Below are 17,925 nucleotides of genomic sequence, written 5' to 3' on the forward strand. Positions count from 1 at the left end.
CCCATGCTGAAAACAGCCCTGCGCAACGCCCTGGCGCACAAAGCCCGTCTGCTCCTGACCGTCCTCGCGGTCTGCCTGGGTGTCGCGTTCGTCAGCGGCACACTCGTCTTCGCGGACTCCTCGGCGGCCGCTCACCGCGCCGCCGTGTCGAAGAGCTTCGCGGACATCGCGGTCACCGTGACCCCGAGGCAGCCCCCGCCCGGGGCCACCGCGGACGGCCCCGGCGATGGCGCCACCGTGGTCGACGACGTGCTCGCGCGGAAACTCGCCGACGTACCGGGTGTCGCAGCGGTACGGCCGTCGGTAGACGGCCGGGCGACCCTGAACGGCTCGGACGGCGCCCCCCTGCGCGCCGGACGGACCTGGGCGAACCTGGGCGCCGCCCACGTACCGGGGGCGGACGGCAAGGACAGCCGCTTTCCGCTGGTCAAGGGTCACGCGCCCCGGAACGACGCCGAGATCGCCGTGGACGACGGGACCGCCGCCGCCGGCGGGTTCACCCTCGGCGACACCATCACGCTGGCCACCGACGGCCCGGTGCTGAGGAAACGGCTCGTGGGCATCGTGACCACGAAGGAGCCCCGGGTGACCGCCGGCGGCACCCTCACCCTGTTCCACGAGGCCACCGCCCAGGCGCTGTTCGCGTCACCGGGCCACTACACCTCGATCGATCTGTCCGCCGCCCCCGGCGTCAGCGACTACGAGCTCGCCGAGCGCGTCGGCGCCGTGCTGCCGGCCGACCGCGCCGAAGCCACCACCGGTGGGGCCCAGGCCGACCAACAGGGCATCCTCGCCGACACGTTGACCCGTGGCTACACCAAACTGCCGCTGGTCTTCGCCGGGGTCTCCCTGTTCATCGGTTCGTTCCTCATCGTCAACACCTTCACCATGCTCGTGTCCCGGCGCGGCCGGGAGATCGCGCTGCTGCGGGCGATCGGCGCCGCGCGCCGGCAGGTGGTCCGCGCCGTCCTCTGGGAGGCCGCCCTGGTCGGCCTCGCCGCGTCGGTGGTCGGATTCCTGCTCGGCCTCGGCATCGCCGCCGTACTGCCGGACCTGCTGAACACCGGGGGGAACGCGCTGCCCCGGGGGCCCCTGGTCATCGGCCCGCGCCCGATCCTCGCCGCCCTGGGCGTCGGCGTGGGCGTCACCGTCCTCGCCGCGTGGCTGCCGTCCCGCAAGGCAGCGAGGATCGCGCCCATCGAGGCCCTGCGCTCGGCGGACCAACCGCCCACCGCGATGGCGTCCAGGGTCCGCGGGGTGGCGGGGGCACTCCTGCTGGCGCTCGGCGCGGGGCTGCTGGTGTCGCTCACCGGGGCGAAGGACGCCTCCGAGGAGAACCTGCGGACCGCCATGTGCGGTTGCGCCGTGGTGGTGGCCGCCATGATCGTCCTGGCCCCGCTCCTCGCGGGTCCCGTGATCCGGCTGAGCGGACGGCTGACCGACCGCCTCGGGATCGCGGGCCGGCTCGCACGGGAGAACGCGCTGCGCGACCCGCGCCGTACCGCGGCCACCGCGTCCGCGCTGATGGTCGGCACGGCACTGGTCGCCGGGCTCGCCGTCATCGGCGACTCCACGTCGCAGGCCCTCGATCGGCAGGCCGCCGCCGGTCTCGGCGCCGACCACGTCATCAGCGCCCGTGGCTCCATGAGCGGCATCGATCCGGCCGCCGTGAAGCGGGTGGCCGACACCGCCGGCGTCAAGACGGCGAGCGCCGTCACGGACTCCACCCTGTTCACCGGCGGCCAGGTCCGTCAGATCGCCGGTGTCGACGCCGAAACCGTGCGCGACGTCATGGAACTCGACTTCGTCGGTGGATCCCTGAAGGACCTCGGTCCCGGCCGGCTCGCCGTGTCCGCCTCCGTCGCCCGGGAACAGGGCCTGAGCACGGGCAGCACGCTGACCGCGCGCATCGGTCGCGACCAGCGGTCCAAGCAGTACACCGTCGTCGGGGTCTACCGGGACAACCCCGTCGCCCACGACGTGCTGGGTGCGCGCGTCGAAGTGGGCCGGGACAGTCACCTGCCGAACTCCGTCCAGCGGATCCTCGTGCGCACCGACGCCGGCGGCACGACCCCGAAGACCACCGCGGACCGGCTGCGCACCGCCACCGGCAACAGCCCGCTCGTGAAGGTCCAGGACCGCGACGAGCTGGTCCACGAGGCCGCCGGGGCCATGGGCGACCTGCTGACCCTCATGTACGGGCTGCTGGTCCTCGGCGCCGTGATCTCCGCGCTCGGCATCGTGAACACCCTGGCCGTGTCGGTCGCGGAACGCACCCGCGAGATCGGCGTGCTGCGCGCCGTCGGAATGGATCGCGGCGGGATCCGGCGGATGATCCGCGTGGAATCGGTGACGGTCGCCGGCTTCGGCACGCTCCTGGGCCTGGCGGGCGGGCTCTTCGGAGCCTGGGCGGTCGGCGCGGTGGCCAACGGCGCGATGGCGGACTACTCGATGGCGTTGCCGTGGGGGGAGCTGCTCCTCGTGTGCCTGGTCTCCCTCGCGGTCGGCGTGCTCGCTGCTGCCGGACCGGCCCGGCGGGCGGCCGCGCTGAGCCCGTTGGAGGCCGTCGCCCGGACGTAGACGCGAGGCCCCGGCCCGGGAACCCGTCCCCGCTCCGGGGTGGCGGGTTCGCCGGCCGGGGTGGCGGGTTCCCGGGCCGAGATGGCGGGTTCCCGGGCCGGGGTGGCGGGTTCCCGGGCCGGGGTGGCGGGTTCCCGGGCCGGGGTGGCGGTTTCCCGGGCCGGGGTGGCGGTTTCCCGGGCCGAGGGCCGGCCCCGCCCCGCCTCAGTCAGCGGATCACTTGGTCTCCACGGCTCCCGAGTCCGGCGACCGCTGGAGTCCCGATGCGTCGACCGCCTCGAAGTCCGATCCCTTGATGGCCTTGAGCGCGTCGAGCTGGGCGTTGTCCCAACCGGGGTTCTCCTCCCCGGTGATGAACCAGGCCGAGCCGTTGTCCGCGACGATGGCGCCGTACTTCTTGAGCGCTTCGGCGACGGCCTTGGCCTGCGGGCCCATCGTCGAGGTGTCCACCGAGTCCTTCAGCCGCAGTCGCAATCCCATGGGAGGCAGTGACGGGTCCGCGGCGGTTCCCGCCTGGTGCCTCGCGGGCCAGACGTAACTCTGGTCCGAGCGCGGCACGGTGACACGGATCGCGTGGTCGATGTGCCCGGACTCCGCTTCCTCCTGGCGTACCAGCCCCGGGAGGATGGCGAGGCCGGCGGCATCGGCGGACGTCCAGCCGTCGGGCCGGAGATCGTTGGTCGTCAGGTCGAAGACGGCGCCCCCTCCGGCGTGCCAGGCGTTGTCGCCCTCCTGCTTCGCGTTCCAGAGTTCGTAGGACTTGCACAGCTCGCGGTCCCATACGACGACGTGCCGGTCCCCCTCGCTCGCCGGACCGTTCTCGATCTTGGCGTCCGGCGGGATGCGGTACCCGGTCTTGTCGCTCTCGTCGGCGTAGTCCAGCGTGACCTTCGTTTCCGGCAGCTTCTCGTCCGAGACGGTGATGGGGATGCCGAAGGGTTCGCCGTCGCTGAGGCCCGACCCGAAGTCCGGATGCAGGGGTACCGAGGAGCCGATCGAGGAGACGTACCGGGCGGAGTTCGGGTGCACGGGGAGCTTGTCCACGGGTGCCCGCCAGAAACTGTCCGGCAGCGAGGTCGCGCAGGTCTCGTCCACGGCGGCCACCCTGTCGGCCGAGGAAGACCTCGCCTTGTCGGCCTCGCCGGCGACGGCCACGCCTCCGGGCAGCAGGCACGCGACGGCGGCAGCGGCGGCGAGCGCGGGGACCCTGTCGCCGACGCGCCGTTGAGCGGTTCGCTTCATCGTCATCGATCACCCTGGGTATGCGTACGCGGGTGCACGCGGCCGAGAGACGAGATCCGGGTCAATCGGGCCTATCGGGCCGTTTCGGCTGCATTCGTCCATGGTAGTTCCGGAGGGGCACCCACGCGCCTTGCCGGCTCGTGGAGGCGTGCGGGGAGCGGGGGCGGGCAGACGGTCGGTATCCGCTGCCTGGGGACGGACCCCGGGCCAGGCGGCGAGCGACGGAGGAGACACGGTGCCGAACCACGCGACGAGGGAACATCTGGAGGCACTGCGTGCGGAGCTCCGGACGACGGGAGTCGGCCTCCCGGCACACGAGCGCGCACACCTGGAGGCGCTGCTCGACCGGCTGGAGGCCGATGAGGCGGCCGAGGATCCGGGCATGTCCGAGTCCTTGCACTTGGCGGCCGAACGGTTCGAGGTGAAGCACCCCTCCCTGGCCGCGACCCTGCGCAACATCGGCGTCAACCTGGCCAACATCGGCATCTGAGCTCCCTCACCGCATTCCGCACCGCCCCGGGCCTCGCCCCGGGGCGGTGTTCGCGCTTCGGAGCGGGCGAGGCGGGCGGGCGAAGTCGGCCGAGCGAGGTCGGCCGGGACGACGAGGCGTGACGGGACGGCCGTTCAGTGGTTCAGCGCGTCCTGCATCGAGGTGAGCCAGTACGTGACGGCCGCGCTGTCGTCCTTGTACGTGTCCGCCGGGAGGGTCACCTTGACCGGGGCGCCGGCCGAACCGGAACCGCTGCGGGCAGCGAAGTGGAGCTCAAGCTTCTCGGGCTTGTAGCCGTGGGCCGCCTCACCGGTCGCGCTGCTGAGGGTCACCCCGGCGTACGCGGACTCGCCCGGGGCGAGCGTCGTGACGGCCTGCGGCTTGCTGTCCTCCACGATCTGCGTCGCAGCCTGTTCGTCGTCGAAGCGCAGCAGGGGCGCGAGGTAGACATCGCAGGCACGCTTACCGGTGTTGGTGACGGTGAGCAGCATGTGGTTGACGGGGCGTTCCACCTTGGTGGCCACGATCCTCGTGGAACCGGCCGCGCAGGCCACGAAACCGGCCTCGGCGCCGCCCTTGCCCCCGCCCGCCTTGCTGTTGCCGTCCCCGGCGCCGCCCTTGGCGGTCGGGGCGGCGGTGCCCCCGCTGGGGCTGTGGCCGACGGGCTGCGCGTTGCCGCTGTCGGTGGTGCCGCCCGAGGGCTGCACGGCGGAGGCCGCGCCGGCGGGCGACGGTTCCTTGATCAGTGCGTCATTGCCTTGACACGCGGTCAGGGTGGTGGCTGCGAGCAGGGCGGCGGCGCAGGCGGTCAGAGCGGTGCGACTGGTACGGGTGGTGCGCATGGATGCGGTCGTCCTTCTGGTGTGGGATGTGACGCGGATTCAGTGACGGCCCAGGAGTGCGGTCAGGACCGAGATACAGGCGATCAGTACGGCGACGGCGACCACGTCGGTCGCGCCGAAACGTCTTGGCATGGCAGCTCCGGTTTCGGTGGCGCTGTCCCAAGGTTGCGGGGCTGTGCCGATCATGTGCCAGATACACGGGACAATGGGGGACGTTGGGACGTGGAACGGCCTGTGAGCTGGTCGGATGACCTGTCCCTGGAACGCCTGGCTGGAAAGACGTATGGAGCGGGGGACCCGAGTGACCACGGGATCGGATGGCCTGGCCGGACTGTTGAGCGGGCTCAAGAAGCGTTCGGGGCTGAGCTACGGAGCGCTCGCCGGGCGGCTGCACGTGAGCACGTCGACGGTGCACCGGTACTGCAACGGAGACGCCGTTCCCACCGAGTTCGGGACGGTCGAACGGTTCGCCAAGCAGTGCGGGGCGACCCGCGACGAGCTGGTGGAGGCACACCGCCGCTGGATCATCGCCGACGACGCGCGGCGGCGTCCGCGGCCGGTGACGACGACCACCACGGCGGACACGACGGAGACGGCGGAGACGGCGGCAGGGGGAACCGGTTCGGCGAACCTCGCGAAGGCGGCCGGCACCGCGGACGCGGCGCCTGGTGAAGCGGCCGGCGCGGCCGGTCCGCACTCCCCGGCGCCCCCGGCGTCCTCGGCGTCCTCGGCGTCCTCGGCCGAGAACGCCCCGAAGGGCGCCGAGTCGCCACAGCCGATGCCGACGCCGGTACCGACGCCGACGCCGACGCCGACGCCAGAAACGGAATCCGATGACGGGCCGGAACCGGAGGCCGGCAAGACCCCGGCAGTCGGCGCCGTCACGTCCACCACGCGTCGGCCCCGTCGCGGTCGCGACTCCTCGCGCTCCGCCGCCGCGGGCTTCCCGGCGCGGCGCCGAGGGCTACGGATCGCCCTGGCGGCCGGAGCCGTCGCCGTGCTCGCCGTGCCGGCGGCGTACGCCGTGACCCGCTACGCCGCGGACGAGCCGACTCCTTCGGGGCCCTCGGCTCCCGTGAGCCCCTCGTCGAGCCGGACCGCGCCGTACACCCCCGGGCCCGGGACGAGCGCCTCCGCCTCGACCTCTCCCACGGCGAGCGGCTCCACCACCGCGGGCGGCAGCGCCTCCCCCGTCGCCGGGGCGAGCTCGCCCGCGCCCGGCCGGGAAGGGTCGGGCGCGCCCGGGGGGACACCGCCCTCCGGCGACGGCGCGGCCGTGCAGCCACCGAGCGTCGGGGTGAGCTCGTACAACTGGGACGCGCCCTGCGGGGCGAACTTCCTGCTCAATCAGCCGGAGGGACAGGTACCGCCGCCCAGCGCCCCGCAGGACACCCGGGGTTGGGCCAGGGCGCTCGGGGCCGTTGACGCCGGAGCGATGCAGCTCCAGTTGACCGCCAAGGGCCGTACGGACGAGGCGGTGGTCATCACCGGGATCGACGTGCGCGTGGTCGAGCGCGGCGCGCCGCTCGCGTGGCGGGCCTTCTCCATGGGCGACGGCTGCGGCAGCGGCATCACCCCTCAGACCTTCGACATCGACCTGGACGACGCCCGGCCCGTGACCAGGGCGAAGGACGGTCAGGACGGCGGATCCACCGTGCCCGCCAAGGGCTTCCCGTTCAAGGTCTCGTCGCACGACCCGCAGGTGTTCAACCTCGACGTCCACACCGAGGGACATCTGGCGAGCTGGTATCTGGAGGTCGGTTGGAGCAGTGGTGACCGGCGCGGCACGGTGCGCGTGGACGACGGCGGTCGGCCCTTCCGCACGAGCGCGCTGGAGGGCCGACCGAGGTACGGCTGGTGGCCGGACCGCAGCGAGTGGGTTGCCCTGTGATCCCCCGCGCGCCGCATTGAACTCCTCGCGCGTACGGCCGCGAAGGTGCCGGGTCCGGATCGCGGAGGTGCCAGGTGCGGATTCAGGCGCGGCGCGGGCCGGGGCGGGTACGGCGGTGCAGGCCCGCCAGGAGCGCTCCCAGGGCGAACGACTGGATCAGGACGGAGAGGAGGATGCCTCCGAAGAAGAACCAGTCGGGCATCGGCGTCCCGCCCCACACGGCTTCTCCGAGCGCGCCCACGAGGAAGAACGTGGGCAGGGCGAGGAAGACGGGCCATACCCAGACGAATCCGGGGTCGTCGGCGAACAGGGTCACGGCCGTGGCCATCGCGGCGAGGCAGGCGATCAGACCGAGGTAGATCGCCGACGCGCGGTTGGTGACGGTCAGGCGGATGAAGGTTCGGGCGTTCACGGTGTGCCCCCTCGGTAGTGGTTTCTCTTCCCCTCCCCATGTTTCGGGAGGGACCGGGGGTCTGTCGTGAGTATCCGTACCCGGTTCGGTCGGCGCTTGATCACGGTCCCGGGTGAGCCCGCACACCCGGGACCGGGTACCGGTCAGGGCCCCCGCGGGCGGGAGCCCGCCGTCCTGCGCTCCGGCGGGGGCCCGCCGGCGGGTGACCGTTCGCGCAGATGTGCTCGTGGGACCGGGGGCGCGCCCCGGCCTAGAGTTACGCGCTGTCTGCCGGCCCTCGTCGGGTCGGCCGCGTCCGTGGTTCGGTTCGGCGTCGAGGGAGACCGCTCATGGCCAGCGCGTTTCAGGAGCGCAAGCTCAAGGGGATGTTCGCCGCGTTCGACGCGGACGGCGACGGCTTCCTGCGCGAGGAGGACTTCACCTCGCTCGTCGCCCGATGGAGCCGACTGCCGGGAGTGGGGCCCGGCACGGCGGTCCGCGAGCGGATGGAAACCCTGCTCATGGGGTGGTGGGCGGCGCTGCTGGAAGTCGGGGACACCAACGGGGACGGCGCGATCGACATGGGCGAGCTGCTCGCCCTCGTCGACCGGCTGCCCGCCATGGTCGCGGACGTCACCGCGACCGCCGACACCGTCTTCGACGCCGTGGACGCCAACGGCGACGGCCGCATCTCCCCCGAGGAACACCGCACGCTCGTCGAGACGTGGAACGGTCGGCCCGTGGACGTGACGGGCGTCTTCGAGCTGCTCGACCTGAACGGCGACGGCCACCTCAGCCGCGAGGAGTTCGCACTGCTGTGGCGCCAGTTCTGGATCAGCGACGATCCGGCGGAACCGGGCAACTGGCTGTGCGGTCGGATCTCCGGCTGACTGCTGACTGCTGACTGCTGACGGCTGACGGCTGACGCGGCAGTGACCCGGGGCTCGCCGACGCGCGCGCGTCGGCGGGTCACGCGGCACCGGGAGCGGGAGCGGCACCGGGAGCGGGCGGTCGGCCCTCCGTGCTCAGCGTGCGCTGCCGAGGTTCCGGTCCTCCTCACTGCCGGACAGCATGAGCGTGGTCTCCTCTATGCGGCGGAATCGGCCGTCGGCGGCGAACTCGCCGAAGAGGTAGACCTCGGTGCGGACGCCGGAGCCGTCCTTCTTGACGACGTCGACGGTGTGACGATCGGCGTACATCCTTCCGTCGGTCAGTTCCTCGTGCACCTCGACACTGCCCGTCGCGACCACCGTGCGCAGGTGGGCGATGTGGGCGATGAACCCGTCGCGCTCGTCCCACGTGCCGTTCGTGCGCTGGCGGTAGTCGGGGGCGAAGTGCCGCTCGACGGCTTCCCCGAGGTCGAGCTCCGGGGTGAACAGGAGGTCGTTGAGGGCGGCGGCGATGTTGGTGTGGCTCATGGTTGTCCTCCGTGACGGGGTGGCTTCGACCCGATAATGCGTGCGCTGCGCACGCTTCCGAGCATACACAGACTGCGTGCGCGGCGCACGCTATTCTTGGACCGTGAACAACGAGACGGGACACGAGGTCGCCGACGCCCTGGGCGACCTGCTCAAGCGCACCCTCCGGGCCGACCTGCACCGGGCCCTCACCGAGGGCCTGGGAGAGGCCGTCGACGAGGTCACCTACCCGGTACTCAGCGGGCTGGCCAGAACGGGCCCCCGCAGCGCCGCCGACCTGGCCGCCGACGTGGGGTTGGACCGTTCCGGCGTGAGCCGACGAGCCTCACGACTGGAGGCCGCGGGCCTCGTGCGCCGCGAACAGGACCCGGCCGACCGGCGGGCCGTCCTGCTGACGCTCACCACCCGGGGCGCCCGCACGGTGGAGATCATGCGGCAGCGCCTGGCCTCGCGCATCGAGGCGTCCTTGAGCTCCTGGCCACCGGAGGAGGCCCGCTCGTTCGCCGTCAACCTGCGCCGATTCGTCGACGAGGGCCCCTTCACGGGCTCCACCGAACAACAGTGACGTCAATGAATCCTTGACAAGGTACCCGCGTCAAGGTTTCCTTGACACATGCCGAACACGAAGACGAACACCGTACCCGACGGCGCCACTTCGGCGCTGACCGTCCTCCTGCCACTCGTCACGGTCGTACCCGCGCTCACGGCGATGTTCGCCGATCGCCTCAGCACCCCCGCGACCGTGGTCCTGATCGCGTTCGACCTCGCCCTGGTCGCCGTCACGGCCGGATGCTTCGCCCGCTCGGCCGCGGCCCGACGAGCCGCGACCGAGCGCGCACGCCGCGACGAGGACGTGCTGGACGCGCTCGACCACCGTCCCGGGAAGCGACTTTGAGCGGCCAGCAGTTGCTCGGCCCACAGGAGGCCGCCAGAATCCGCGAGGGCATCGCCGCGGCCGTGCTGGGTGTATCCGACGACCTGGCCGATTCCCTCGAACACGATGCCGCGGGCTACCTGCGGCTGGTCGACGCCTCGCGCGTCGGCGCCGAGGAGGCCGGCCGGTTGCTGCGCGAGGCCGTCCAGGGCGCCAGGGCGGCAGGCCACAGCTGGGACACCGTGGGCCGCGTCCTGGGGGTGAGCCGCCAAGCCGCGCAACAGCGGTTCGCGAACAAGGACAAGGACGCCGCCCCGTCCGGGGCGTCGGGCAACCCCGACGCTCCCGAGCGACGGATCCTCACCCCCCTGACCGCGTTCAACGAGATGGCCGCACTCGCCGACGCCGGGCGCGACGGGTGGCACCTGGTCGGCTACGGCGCTTTCTTCCACGAGGTCGAGGCCTCCGACCACGCCTGGGAGCACTGCCGGGTGCCGGTGGTGTCCGGCGGACGCCACCGGCGACTGGAGGCCGACGGATGGATCGCGGTCGGCGAGGGCTGGTTCCCGTGGCGCTACTACAAGCGCCCACTGCCTCCCGCCGGGACCGACGACAAACACTGAACGCCCAACAGCCGACACCCGACGCCCGGGCGACCGGCGCCCGCCAACCCGCGTCAGCCCCTCAGCCCTCAGGCCTAGCCCTCAGCCCCGGTCCTCAGGCCCAGGCGTCGAGTGTGCCGAAGAAGGCGCGGACATCCGTCACGAAGGCCTCCGGCTGCTCCAGTGCGAGGAAGTTGCCTCCCTGTTCCAGCTCGGTCCAGTGGGTGACGTTGTGGTCCCGGTCGGCGAAACGCCGGATGGCGATGTCGGTGTCCAGGACGACGGCCACACCGGTCGGGACGGTGCCGCGCGGCTTCGGGGCCCAGGCGCTCGGGTCGTGGGCCGACTCGTAGTACAGGTTCGCGGAGGAGCCCGCCGTACCGGTGAACCAGTACACGCTGATGTTGGTCAGCAGTCGATCGCGGCCCACGGCATCCTCGGGAAGCTCGGCCTCCGGGTCCGTCCACTCCTTGAACTTCTCTGCGATCCAGGCGAGTTGGCCGACCGGCGAGTCGTGCAGTCCGTGGGCGAGGGTCTGTGGGCGGGTGGACTGGATGGCGTTGAAGCCCATCTTGTCCTGCTGGAAGTCCTCCAGTCGTGCCAGTCGCTCCCGCTCGGGCCCGGTCAACCCGTCACATTCGCCCGGGGCCCCCGAGGGGAAGGTGATCAGGCCGTTGACGTGGACGCCGATGACCCGGTCGGGCGCCCGACGTCCCATCTCCAGGGCGATCCAGGCCCCGCCGCCCGTCCCCTGAGTGCCGTAGGTGTCGTAGCCGAGCCGCGCCATCAGCTCGACGAACGCACCCGCGATACGGCCGGTGTTCCAGCCCGCCTCGCCGAGCGGGCCGGAGAAACCGGTGCCGGGCGTGGAGGTGACGACGACGTGGAAGTCCCGGGTCAGCGGCGCGATGACGTCGACGAACTGCACGAACGAGCAGGGCCAGTCGTGTACCAGGAGCAGCGGAACGGCCGTCGGATTCTGCGAACGGACGTGCAGGAAGTGGATGTTCTGGCCGTCGATCTCGGTGGTGAACTGCGGGAACCCGTTGAGTTCCGCCTCCGCCTTCCGCCAGTCGAAGCCGTCGGCCCAGTAGGCGGCCAGTTCCTTGAGGTACGCGGTCGGCACGCCCCGGCTCCAGCCGGTGCCGGGGATGTCGCCGGCCCAGCGCGTACGCGCCAACCGGGTGCGCAGGTCGTCGAGTTCCTCCTGCGCGACGTCGATACGGAAGGGACGGATCTGGGGGTCGGTGTTGCTGCTGGTCTCCATGGGCAAGACAGTATTCTGGATATAGGCACGTCCCGTTCCTATTAAGACCTCAGGCTTGGGTTTCATGCTCGACACTTCCGCACGTCTGCTGCGTCTGCTCTCCCTGCTGCAAACCCCCCGCGCCTGGCCGGGGTCCGAACTGGCCGAGCGCCTGGGGGTGAGCGGGCGCACCGTCCGCAATGACATCGACCGCCTGCGGGAACTCGGCTACCCCGTGGACGCCGCGCGCGGGGCCGCCGGCGGGTACCGGCTGGGTGCCGGAGCGGCGATGCCCCCGTTGCTGCTCGACGACGAGGAGGCGGTCGCGGTGACGATCGCGCTGCGCACCGCCGCGCGGGGCGCCGTCCCCGGCACTGAGGAGACCTCGCTCCGGGCACTGGCCAAGCTCGAACAGGTGCTGCCGTCGCGGCTTCGCCGACGGGTGCGGACGCTCCAGGCCTACACCGTGGCCGTGCCTGCCGACCGACCGGCCCCGGCGGTCTCCGCGGACGTGCTGACCGCCCTGGTGTCCGCCTGTCGCGACCGGGAACGACTGCGCTTCGACTATCTGGACCACGCCGGGTCGCCGACCCGGCGCGTCGTGGAGCCGCACCGGGCGGTGAACTGGGGGCGGCGCTGGTATCTCGTGGCGTGGGACGTGGAGCGGGAGGACTGGCGGACGTTCAGGGTCGACCGGATCCGGCCCCGCACCCCGACCGGGCCGCGATTCGCCCCGCGCGAGGTACCGGGTGGTGACTTCGCGGCGTACGTCTCCGGCCGCGTGTCGGGCGCGGCCTGGCGCCACCACGCGCGCGTGACCGTCCACGCGCCGGCGACGGCGGTGATCGAGCGGATCAACCCCGCGGTGGGCACGGTGGAGGCGATCGACGCCGACAGCTGCACCCTGGTCACCGGCGCCGACACGGTACAGACCCTCGCCGTGCATCTGGGCATGCTCGACTTCGACTTCGACGTCACCGGGCCCGCGGAACTGGTCGCCCACCTGCGGCGGCTCGCGGGCCGCTACTCCCGCTCGACACCTGCGCCCCAGTGAACGGACAGTCCCGGGGAGTTCCCGCGGTGCGCGGGTGACGGGCCCCGCGCGCGGAGGGGTGGCGGGGCCCGTCGGTCAGCAGGACCGGTAGCGGTAGTCGCCCGATCCGGGGGCGGAGACGTCCAGGTCACGCTGGACGATGGAGAGCTTCCCGCCCCAGGCGGAGCAGGCCCGGTTGTAGCCGGAGGACTCGTACTCGATGACGAACACGCGGTTCGCGTACGCCTTCGCGAAGTCACCGCATTCGTCGTACTGGCCGCACTCCTCGGCCACGGCGAAGTCGAAGCCGACCTTCGCGCGGTCGGGGAGCATCTCGGCGGTGTTCTTCTGGGCGACGGCGAGACCGTCGGCGTGCGCGCGGTCGGCCAGGAGCTTGGCGAAGGCCACATTGTGGGCCTTCGTCAGGCGGCCCTTGGAGCGGCTGAGGGAGTCGAGGTTGTCCGGTTCGACGGCCTGGTAGCCACTGCGGGCGCAGCCGCCGATCCAGTCTCCGACGATCTTCGCGAGGCGGGTGCGCTTGTCGGCCGTCGAGGTGTCCAGGAGCGCCTCGCCCCAGTTCTCGTCGATGACGGGCTTCTTGTTGCCGTCGCGCAGCACCAGGTCGGGGTGGTTCTTCTGCCACCAGTCGAAGGCGTCGGGCTGGGTCTGGAAGGCGTTGACGTAGCAGACGTTGTACAGGCCCGCGGCGGGCTTCGCGGAGCGGTCGCGGGAGAGCGCCTTCACGCCCTTGGGCGGCGTGTACGCCTGTCCGATCTGGTAGTCGAAGGCCATGTTCGCCGCGGGGAGCCGGGGGGCCGCGGCCTGCCCGGCGGACGCCTGGAAGAGCATCAGGCCCGCGCCGAGGGCGGCCGTGACGCCGACCGCGCCGGCGGCGAGGGTGCGCTTGCGGCGCAGGAAGGGGGTTGCGGAGTGTTTCGGCACACGTGCTCCAGTACGAGATGCGGTCTGGTGTTCGCATCCTGTGCGAGGGGTCATGAGGATTTCATGAGACGGGGCCGTTCCCGGGCACCGTGCTCCGTCCTCGGGCGCGCCGCGCCTCGCGCGGTCCGAGGAGGAGGCGGAACACCGCCCCGCCGCCCGGCCGGGTGTCCGCCGTGAGGCCGCCGCCGTGGGCGGTGGCCACCTCCGCCACCAGCGACAGCCCGATCCCCGAGCCACCGCCCGGGGAACGGAACCGTGACGTCAGGGCCGGCAGGTCCGCCGCCGCGACGCCGGGACCCCGATGGGAGACGGCCACGACGGGGCCGCGGACGGTGACGTGCACCTGCGCGCGCCCCGCGGGGTCACCCGGAGTGCGGCCGTGCCGCAGGGCGTTGTCGAGCAGGTTGCGTACGGCGATCCGCACGAGGGCCGGGTCGGCGGTGGCCACCGAGGGTTCCAGTGAGGCGGTCAGGGTGTGCGGGCCGGCCGTCAGCTCCTCGCAGACCTGCTCGACCAGCTGGTCCAGGCGCAGCGGGACCGGTCGCAGGGTGTCGGCCGCGCCCTGGAGGCGTCCCCGGGTGAGGACGTTGTCGACGACGTCGGTGAGCCGTTCGGTGGCGCGCCGGATGCGCGGCAGGTGCGGGTCCAGACCGCGCGGGTCCATCCCGGCCACGTCCACGGAGCTGCGCATGACGGCCACCGGGGTGCGGAGTTCGTGCGCCGTGTCCGCGAGCATCCGCTCCTGAGCCTCCAGCGCCCGCCAGGCCGGGCGCAGGCTCCTGCCGGAGAGCAGGTGGCCGGTGACGGCGGCCAGGCCGGTGAGCAGCCCGGCGCCGGTCAGCACGGAGACGATCAGCCGGCTGTGCTCGGCCACGCGGTGGGCCGGGTCGCCGACGACCACGACCGCGCCCTCCACGGCACCCGATTCGTCGTGGTGGAAGGGCCGGCCGAGCAGGTACGCGGGATCGCCGTGCGCGTCGGACACCTCCGCCCGCACCGTGTCGTCCCGCTCCATGGCCGATCGGGCGAGTGCGGTCAGCCGGGCCTCGGCGACGGGCTCGGCCTGCCCCTGAGAGGTGAAGATACGTTTCAGCACACCGCCCGGTGCTCGGCGCAACACCGTCACCTGGGGACGCCCCTCCGTGGCCTCGTCGTCGTAGAGGCCGTCCAACTGGATCCCGGCGTCCGTGTAGTAGATCAGCGAGGTGCTGACCGCGGCCCGCCGACCCATCTCGTCGTACTCCGCGGCGCGCCAGGAACGCTCGTCCGTACGGATCACCATCCAGGACAGCACGCTCACGCCGGCCAGGGTGACGAGGGTGTAGGCGAGGGTCAGCCGGAACTGGAGGCGCCGCAGCCGCAGTCGGGCGGGCGACCGGCGGGCGCTCCCGCCCGCGCTCCCGGCGGTGGCCCCGGCCTCGGTGGTGACCGTGCCATGACTCGCGCCGGTCGCCTTGCCGGCTCCCTTGCGACCGCCCTCGCGAACTCGCTTGGGAGCGCGCCGGCTTCGTGTGGGCCGGTTCGGATCGGCGGCCGTCACGGCAGGTCCGGGTCCGCGGATCCGAGGATGAACCCGTGGCCGCGTACGGTCCGGATCGGCGACGGCGGCCCGAGTTTGCGGCGCAGCCCCGCCATGACGGCGTCGACGACGTTGGAGACCGGGTCGGCCATCTCGTCCCAGCAGTGCTCGACCAGTGCGGTGCGGGTGACCACGGTTTCACGGTGGACCAGCAGGTGGCGCAGGACGGCGTATTCCTTGTGGGTGAGGGTGAGCAGGACGCCGTCGCGGCGGACCTCGCGGCGGGCGGCGTCCATCTCTATGTCCGCGTGGGCCAGGTGGACGGGGAGCCGATGGGCCGCCCGGCGGGCGAGGCTGCCGACCCGCACCACGAGTTCCTCCATGGCGAACGGCTTCGGAAGGTAGTCGTCGGCGCCGGATCGGAAGCCGTCCACCCGGTCGGGAAGGGCGTTGAGCGCGGTGAGACACAGCACGGGCGCGGACCACCCCGTGCGGCGGCGCCGCTCCAGGCGGTGCAGGGAGTCCCCGGAGGGCAGCATCCGGTCGAGGACGACACAGTCGTAGTCGGCTAGGTCGAGCAGGACATCGGCGTCCGGCCAGTCGCCGGCGGCGTCCACGGCGTACCCGGCGGCCTTGAGACCCGCCACCACGAGATCGCTGAGATCCGGTTCGTCCTCGACCAGAAGTACGCGCATGTGCTGTTCGCCCTTGGCTCTCGCGTCGGCCGCGGGGCAGCCGGGAGTCGCGCCGCGCCGCCACGTGGTGGGGGGCGCGGCCGGAAACACATACTAAGCTTGTTCTTTTTCTTCCGGACCCGACGCCGAAGGTTGGGCAGGCAGCCGCGTGACCGTTGATCTGTGATGCGCCACAGCACGCTGACCTGGCAAGATCCTCATATGGAAACTGGATTCCCCTGGGGGTCTACACCAACCGTCGATCTCCGCCTGTGGCGTGCTGACGCGATCGTGCTGTTCGACTGGCTGATGAGCACCGACCTGAACACCGTACCGATCACGCACCCGGCTCAGAAGCAGGCTCTCGTAGACCTGCTGGCACGCTTGGAGGAGGTGGACGTCGTCGAGTCCACCGGTGAAGAGATCGCCGCAGCCCAGGCCGAGGTGGCCAAGAACATGGGTTGGTAGGGACTCGCTCGAGGGCCGTGATCGCGGGTCCCCTCGAACGGCGTCTCGTACTGGGTCGCTCACCTGGGGGTTCGCCAGACGTGGGGGCGGCCTTCGTCTAATCATGTGCTCCGACCAAGGTGACGCGTGACCACGACGAAGGCCGTGAGGTGAGTTTGCTGCCTGACCTGTCCGGAGGGAAGCGTCACGCTTACGGGGAGAGTTCTACGAGTGTCTGACCGCTCGGAGCGACGAGTTGTTCGAGCTTGTGGACGCGGTGCTGTGTGCGGACGGTGCGGTGCGGTCCCCGGTGGACCTGACCCTGTTGCCCGAGCACCGTCGTTCCGAAGCATGTCGAACGCACTCGCGCCATGATGAAACCCGGTCACGCTGCGAATTCTTGCTGTAGCCGAGCCCGGCACCGTCAGCCGGAAGTAGTAGCCAAGCCCGGAACAGACATCGCCTCACGAACCGCCCACTCAGGGCCTCACGGGCGATCGTGGTTGGGAGCTGGGGCAGGTGGCGGGGGGCTCACTGCTGTGCACGCTTCATACAGGACGAGGTAGGCCCTGGCCTGTTGTTCGTAGGCGTAGCCCAGAGCGGCATCACCGGCCTGGAAAGCTATGACGGCCTGGCCATACAGGGTTGTCGCCTCGCGCAGATAGGGGACGCACGGATCGAGGCTTTCGTGCAGGGCAGGTGGAGGGGATGGCCGCGGCTGTTCGACAGCGAGTGCCCGGACCCTTTGCTCAAGGTCATGCAGGGGCCGCATAGTCGCTTCGGACTCGTTCCACGAGGTTGTAGCGTCCTGTTCTTTAGGACGAGGGACAGTGACGCACAGTAGCGCGAGCCGCCCGTAGCCGTCCCCTGTCGAGAGGTAGTAGTCGCCCAGTCCGTCGTCACCGCGCTGGTAGGCACTATCGGCAAATTCGTAGTGCGCGATCGCGGCTGACCAGTACGGTCGGCTATCCGTGGCAAGCCTGGGCAGGAACTGGAAGTGCGGCTGCCCGAGACGGTGGCACAGCGCGGCATCTCGCGTCACGAGTGCGGTCTTCTCACTGGATGTCTGGGTCCCCCATGCCATGGCTATCCCCTGTCGTTGCCTGTTCGGTCTGGTCGGTGTGGTGGAACCAGCGATCTGGCTTCTCAGCGAATGAAGTAGGGCGTGAGAGGAGCGGAGAGGAACTCCTCGGTCGCGTCAAGCAGGTGCGGCGAACTTTCTCCGCTGCGCTGGTAGCGCGGTCTGGCCTCCCCGCTCCCGCCCGCTCCGAAGACATGATCCACATAGCCATGCCCGACCTCATGGCCAGCGGCCTCACTGGCGAGGACACCATCTCCTGGCGCGACCCGACAACAGCTAGCTGATTCCAAGAAGAAGACGACCTTTCAGGGCGTCTGCGGGCAGGCAAAGCAGCCGGCGTCATGCGTGGATGCCCAGCAACCACACTCACATGTCACGAATGCGTATCCGCCATCGACGGGTTGGTCCGCATGGCAGCTGTCGATGGCCATCGACACGCTGTCCGTCGCACGCAGAATCACGTTGTGTGCGCTCTCGCCCTCTGTCACGCTCGCACATGCGCCGTGCCCGTGGGAGCACAAGCACAGACCCGAGCAGTGGGTTCCGCAACAGGTGCCGGGGGCCTCCGTTCCGTTGTCCTGTTGCGGCATCACGCTGCTGTTGCTGATTGAGACACGTAGCTGACTGCGGTACTGGTGGCGGCCTAGGTAAAC

General features: G+C 71.4%; 17 protein-coding genes and 1 pseudogene. 10 read left to right on the forward strand and 8 right to left on the reverse strand.

Translation table 11 applies throughout. The features are described from left to right. Nucleotides 1-3 precede the first annotated feature (3 nt). A complete protein-coding gene (locus ADK55_RS17405; RefSeq protein WP_053679784.1) occupies nucleotides 4-2,580 on the forward strand; it encodes an ABC transporter permease in 2,577 nt (858 codons plus the stop codon). Nucleotides 2,581-2,796: 216 nt separating this feature from the next. On the opposite strand, the gene ADK55_RS17410 is transcribed toward ADK55_RS17405, so the two are convergent. After that, nucleotides 2,797-3,822 (reverse strand): hypothetical protein, encoded by a 1,026-nt coding sequence (locus ADK55_RS17410; RefSeq protein ID WP_053679786.1) that lies wholly within the window; start codon nucleotides 3,820-3,822, stop codon nucleotides 2,797-2,799. Between the two features lie 235 nt (nucleotides 3,823-4,057). Here ADK55_RS17410 and ADK55_RS17415 point away from each other — a divergent pair, with 235 nt between their 5' ends. After that, the gene (locus tag ADK55_RS17415) at nucleotides 4,058-4,312 is read left to right on the forward strand and encodes a DUF4404 family protein (protein WP_053679788.1); all 255 of its coding nucleotides are present in this window, start codon (nucleotides 4,058-4,060) and stop codon (nucleotides 4,310-4,312) included. A gap of 134 nt (nucleotides 4,313-4,446) precedes the next feature. On the opposite strand, the gene ADK55_RS17420 is transcribed toward ADK55_RS17415, so the two are convergent. After that, the gene (locus ADK55_RS17420) at nucleotides 4,447-5,154 is read right to left on the reverse strand and encodes a DUF4232 domain-containing protein (protein ID WP_053679796.1); all 708 of its coding nucleotides are present in this window, start codon (nucleotides 5,152-5,154) and stop codon (nucleotides 4,447-4,449) included. Between the two features lie 301 nt (nucleotides 5,155-5,455). On the opposite strand from ADK55_RS17420, the gene ADK55_RS17425 reads away from it, so the two are divergent. Next, nucleotides 5,456-7,045 (forward strand): helix-turn-helix domain-containing protein, encoded by a 1,590-nt coding sequence (locus ADK55_RS17425; RefSeq protein WP_234350109.1) that lies wholly within the window; start codon nucleotides 5,456-5,458, stop codon nucleotides 7,043-7,045. Between the two features lie 82 nt (nucleotides 7,046-7,127). Here ADK55_RS17425 and ADK55_RS17430 read toward each other — a convergent pair whose 3' ends face one another. Next, a complete protein-coding gene (locus tag ADK55_RS17430) occupies nucleotides 7,128-7,457 on the reverse strand; it encodes an SCO4225 family membrane protein (protein ID WP_053679800.1) in 330 nt (109 codons plus the stop codon). A gap of 329 nt (nucleotides 7,458-7,786) precedes the next feature. On the opposite strand from ADK55_RS17430, the gene ADK55_RS17435 reads away from it, so the two are divergent. Further along, entirely contained in the window at nucleotides 7,787-8,326 is a 540-nt protein-coding gene (locus tag ADK55_RS17435) for an EF-hand domain-containing protein (RefSeq protein ID WP_053679801.1), read from the forward strand. Nucleotides 8,327-8,461: 135 nt separating this feature from the next. Here the strand turns inward: ADK55_RS17435 and ADK55_RS17440 are convergent, their stop codons facing one another. Continuing rightward, nucleotides 8,462-8,854: a nuclear transport factor 2 family protein gene (locus ADK55_RS17440; RefSeq protein WP_053679803.1), complete on the reverse strand. Its 393-nt coding sequence runs from the start codon at nucleotides 8,852-8,854 to the stop codon at nucleotides 8,462-8,464. Nucleotides 8,855-8,957: 103 nt separating this feature from the next. Between ADK55_RS17440 and ADK55_RS17445 the strand changes: the two genes are divergently transcribed. The 3 genes from ADK55_RS17445 to ADK55_RS17455 are packed head-to-tail and all read left to right on the forward strand — an operon-like array spanning nucleotide 8,958 to nucleotide 10,351. Further along, entirely contained in the window at nucleotides 8,958-9,419 is a 462-nt protein-coding gene (locus ADK55_RS17445) for a MarR family winged helix-turn-helix transcriptional regulator (protein ID WP_053679804.1), read from the forward strand. Nucleotides 9,420-9,467: 48 nt separating this feature from the next. Beyond that, nucleotides 9,468-9,749 (forward strand): hypothetical protein, encoded by a 282-nt coding sequence (locus ADK55_RS17450; RefSeq protein ID WP_053679805.1) that lies wholly within the window; start codon nucleotides 9,468-9,470, stop codon nucleotides 9,747-9,749. Next, nucleotides 9,746-10,351, forward strand: coding sequence for a hypothetical protein (locus ADK55_RS17455; RefSeq protein ID WP_053679806.1), 606 nt, complete (start codon nucleotides 9,746-9,748; stop codon nucleotides 10,349-10,351). Before ADK55_RS17450 ends, ADK55_RS17455 begins: the two co-directional genes overlap by 4 nt. Nucleotides 10,352-10,445: 94 nt before the next feature. On the opposite strand, the gene ADK55_RS17460 is transcribed toward ADK55_RS17455, so the two are convergent. Then, nucleotides 10,446-11,597, reverse strand: coding sequence for an epoxide hydrolase family protein (locus ADK55_RS17460; RefSeq protein ID WP_053679807.1), 1,152 nt, complete (start codon nucleotides 11,595-11,597; stop codon nucleotides 10,446-10,448). A gap of 64 nt (nucleotides 11,598-11,661) precedes the next feature. On the opposite strand from ADK55_RS17460, the gene ADK55_RS17465 reads away from it, so the two are divergent. Further along, nucleotides 11,662-12,630, forward strand: coding sequence for a helix-turn-helix transcriptional regulator (locus ADK55_RS17465; RefSeq protein WP_053679894.1), 969 nt, complete (start codon nucleotides 11,662-11,664; stop codon nucleotides 12,628-12,630). A gap of 75 nt (nucleotides 12,631-12,705) precedes the next feature. Here the strand turns inward: ADK55_RS17465 and ADK55_RS17470 are convergent, their stop codons facing one another. From ADK55_RS17470 to ADK55_RS17480, 3 genes are all read right to left on the reverse strand, one after another. Then, nucleotides 12,706-13,551 (reverse strand): endo alpha-1,4 polygalactosaminidase, encoded by an 846-nt coding sequence (locus tag ADK55_RS17470; protein ID WP_053679808.1) that lies wholly within the window; start codon nucleotides 13,549-13,551, stop codon nucleotides 12,706-12,708. A gap of 61 nt (nucleotides 13,552-13,612) precedes the next feature. Next, nucleotides 13,613-15,091, reverse strand: a complete 1,479-nt coding sequence (locus ADK55_RS17475) for a HAMP domain-containing sensor histidine kinase (RefSeq protein WP_324611187.1) — start codon at nucleotides 15,089-15,091, stop codon at nucleotides 13,613-13,615. Then, nucleotides 15,088-15,765, reverse strand: a complete 678-nt coding sequence (locus ADK55_RS17480) for a response regulator transcription factor (protein ID WP_053679810.1) — start codon at nucleotides 15,763-15,765, stop codon at nucleotides 15,088-15,090. The genes ADK55_RS17475 and ADK55_RS17480 overlap by 4 nt, the downstream gene beginning before the upstream one ends. Before the next feature lie 201 nt (nucleotides 15,766-15,966). Here ADK55_RS17480 and ADK55_RS17485 point away from each other — a divergent pair, with 201 nt between their 5' ends. Further along, entirely contained in the window at nucleotides 15,967-16,212 is a 246-nt protein-coding gene (locus tag ADK55_RS17485) for a hypothetical protein (RefSeq protein ID WP_053679898.1), read from the forward strand. Between the two features lie 1,236 nt (nucleotides 16,213-17,448). Then, nucleotides 17,449-17,556, forward strand: a pseudogene (locus tag ADK55_RS40735) (IS5/IS1182 family transposase); the annotation flags it as partial. Nucleotides 17,557-17,925 lie beyond the last annotated feature (369 nt).

It is taken from the genome of Streptomyces sp. WM4235, assembly GCF_001279725.1.
Classification (GTDB): Bacteria; Actinomycetota; Actinomycetes; order Streptomycetales; family Streptomycetaceae; genus Streptomyces.

Excerpts from the sequence above, each read along its gene's own strand:
- ADK55_RS17480 (WP_053679810.1), bottom strand. The coding sequence starts at position 15,765 with ATGCGCGTACTTCTGGTCGAGGACGAACCGGATCTCAGCGATCTCGTG.
- ADK55_RS17460 (WP_053679807.1), bottom strand. The coding sequence starts at position 11,597 with ATGGAGACCAGCAGCAACACCGACCCCCAGATCCGTCCCTTCCGTATC.
- ADK55_RS17450 (WP_053679805.1), top strand. The coding sequence starts at position 9,468 with ATGCCGAACACGAAGACGAACACCGTACCCGACGGCGCCACTTCGGCG.
- ADK55_RS17405 (WP_053679784.1), top strand. The coding sequence starts at position 4 with ATGCTGAAAACAGCCCTGCGCAACGCCCTGGCGCACAAAGCCCGTCTG.
- ADK55_RS17440 (WP_053679803.1), bottom strand. The coding sequence starts at position 8,854 with ATGAGCCACACCAACATCGCCGCCGCCCTCAACGACCTCCTGTTCACC.
- ADK55_RS17485 (WP_053679898.1), top strand. The coding sequence starts at position 15,967 with ATGGAAACTGGATTCCCCTGGGGGTCTACACCAACCGTCGATCTCCGC.
- ADK55_RS17465 (WP_053679894.1), top strand. The coding sequence starts at position 11,662 with ATGCTCGACACTTCCGCACGTCTGCTGCGTCTGCTCTCCCTGCTGCAA.
- ADK55_RS17420 (WP_053679796.1), bottom strand. The coding sequence starts at position 5,154 with ATGCGCACCACCCGTACCAGTCGCACCGCTCTGACCGCCTGCGCCGCC.
- ADK55_RS17435 (WP_053679801.1), top strand. The coding sequence starts at position 7,787 with ATGGCCAGCGCGTTTCAGGAGCGCAAGCTCAAGGGGATGTTCGCCGCG.
- ADK55_RS17410 (WP_053679786.1), bottom strand. The coding sequence starts at position 3,822 with ATGAAGCGAACCGCTCAACGGCGCGTCGGCGACAGGGTCCCCGCGCTC.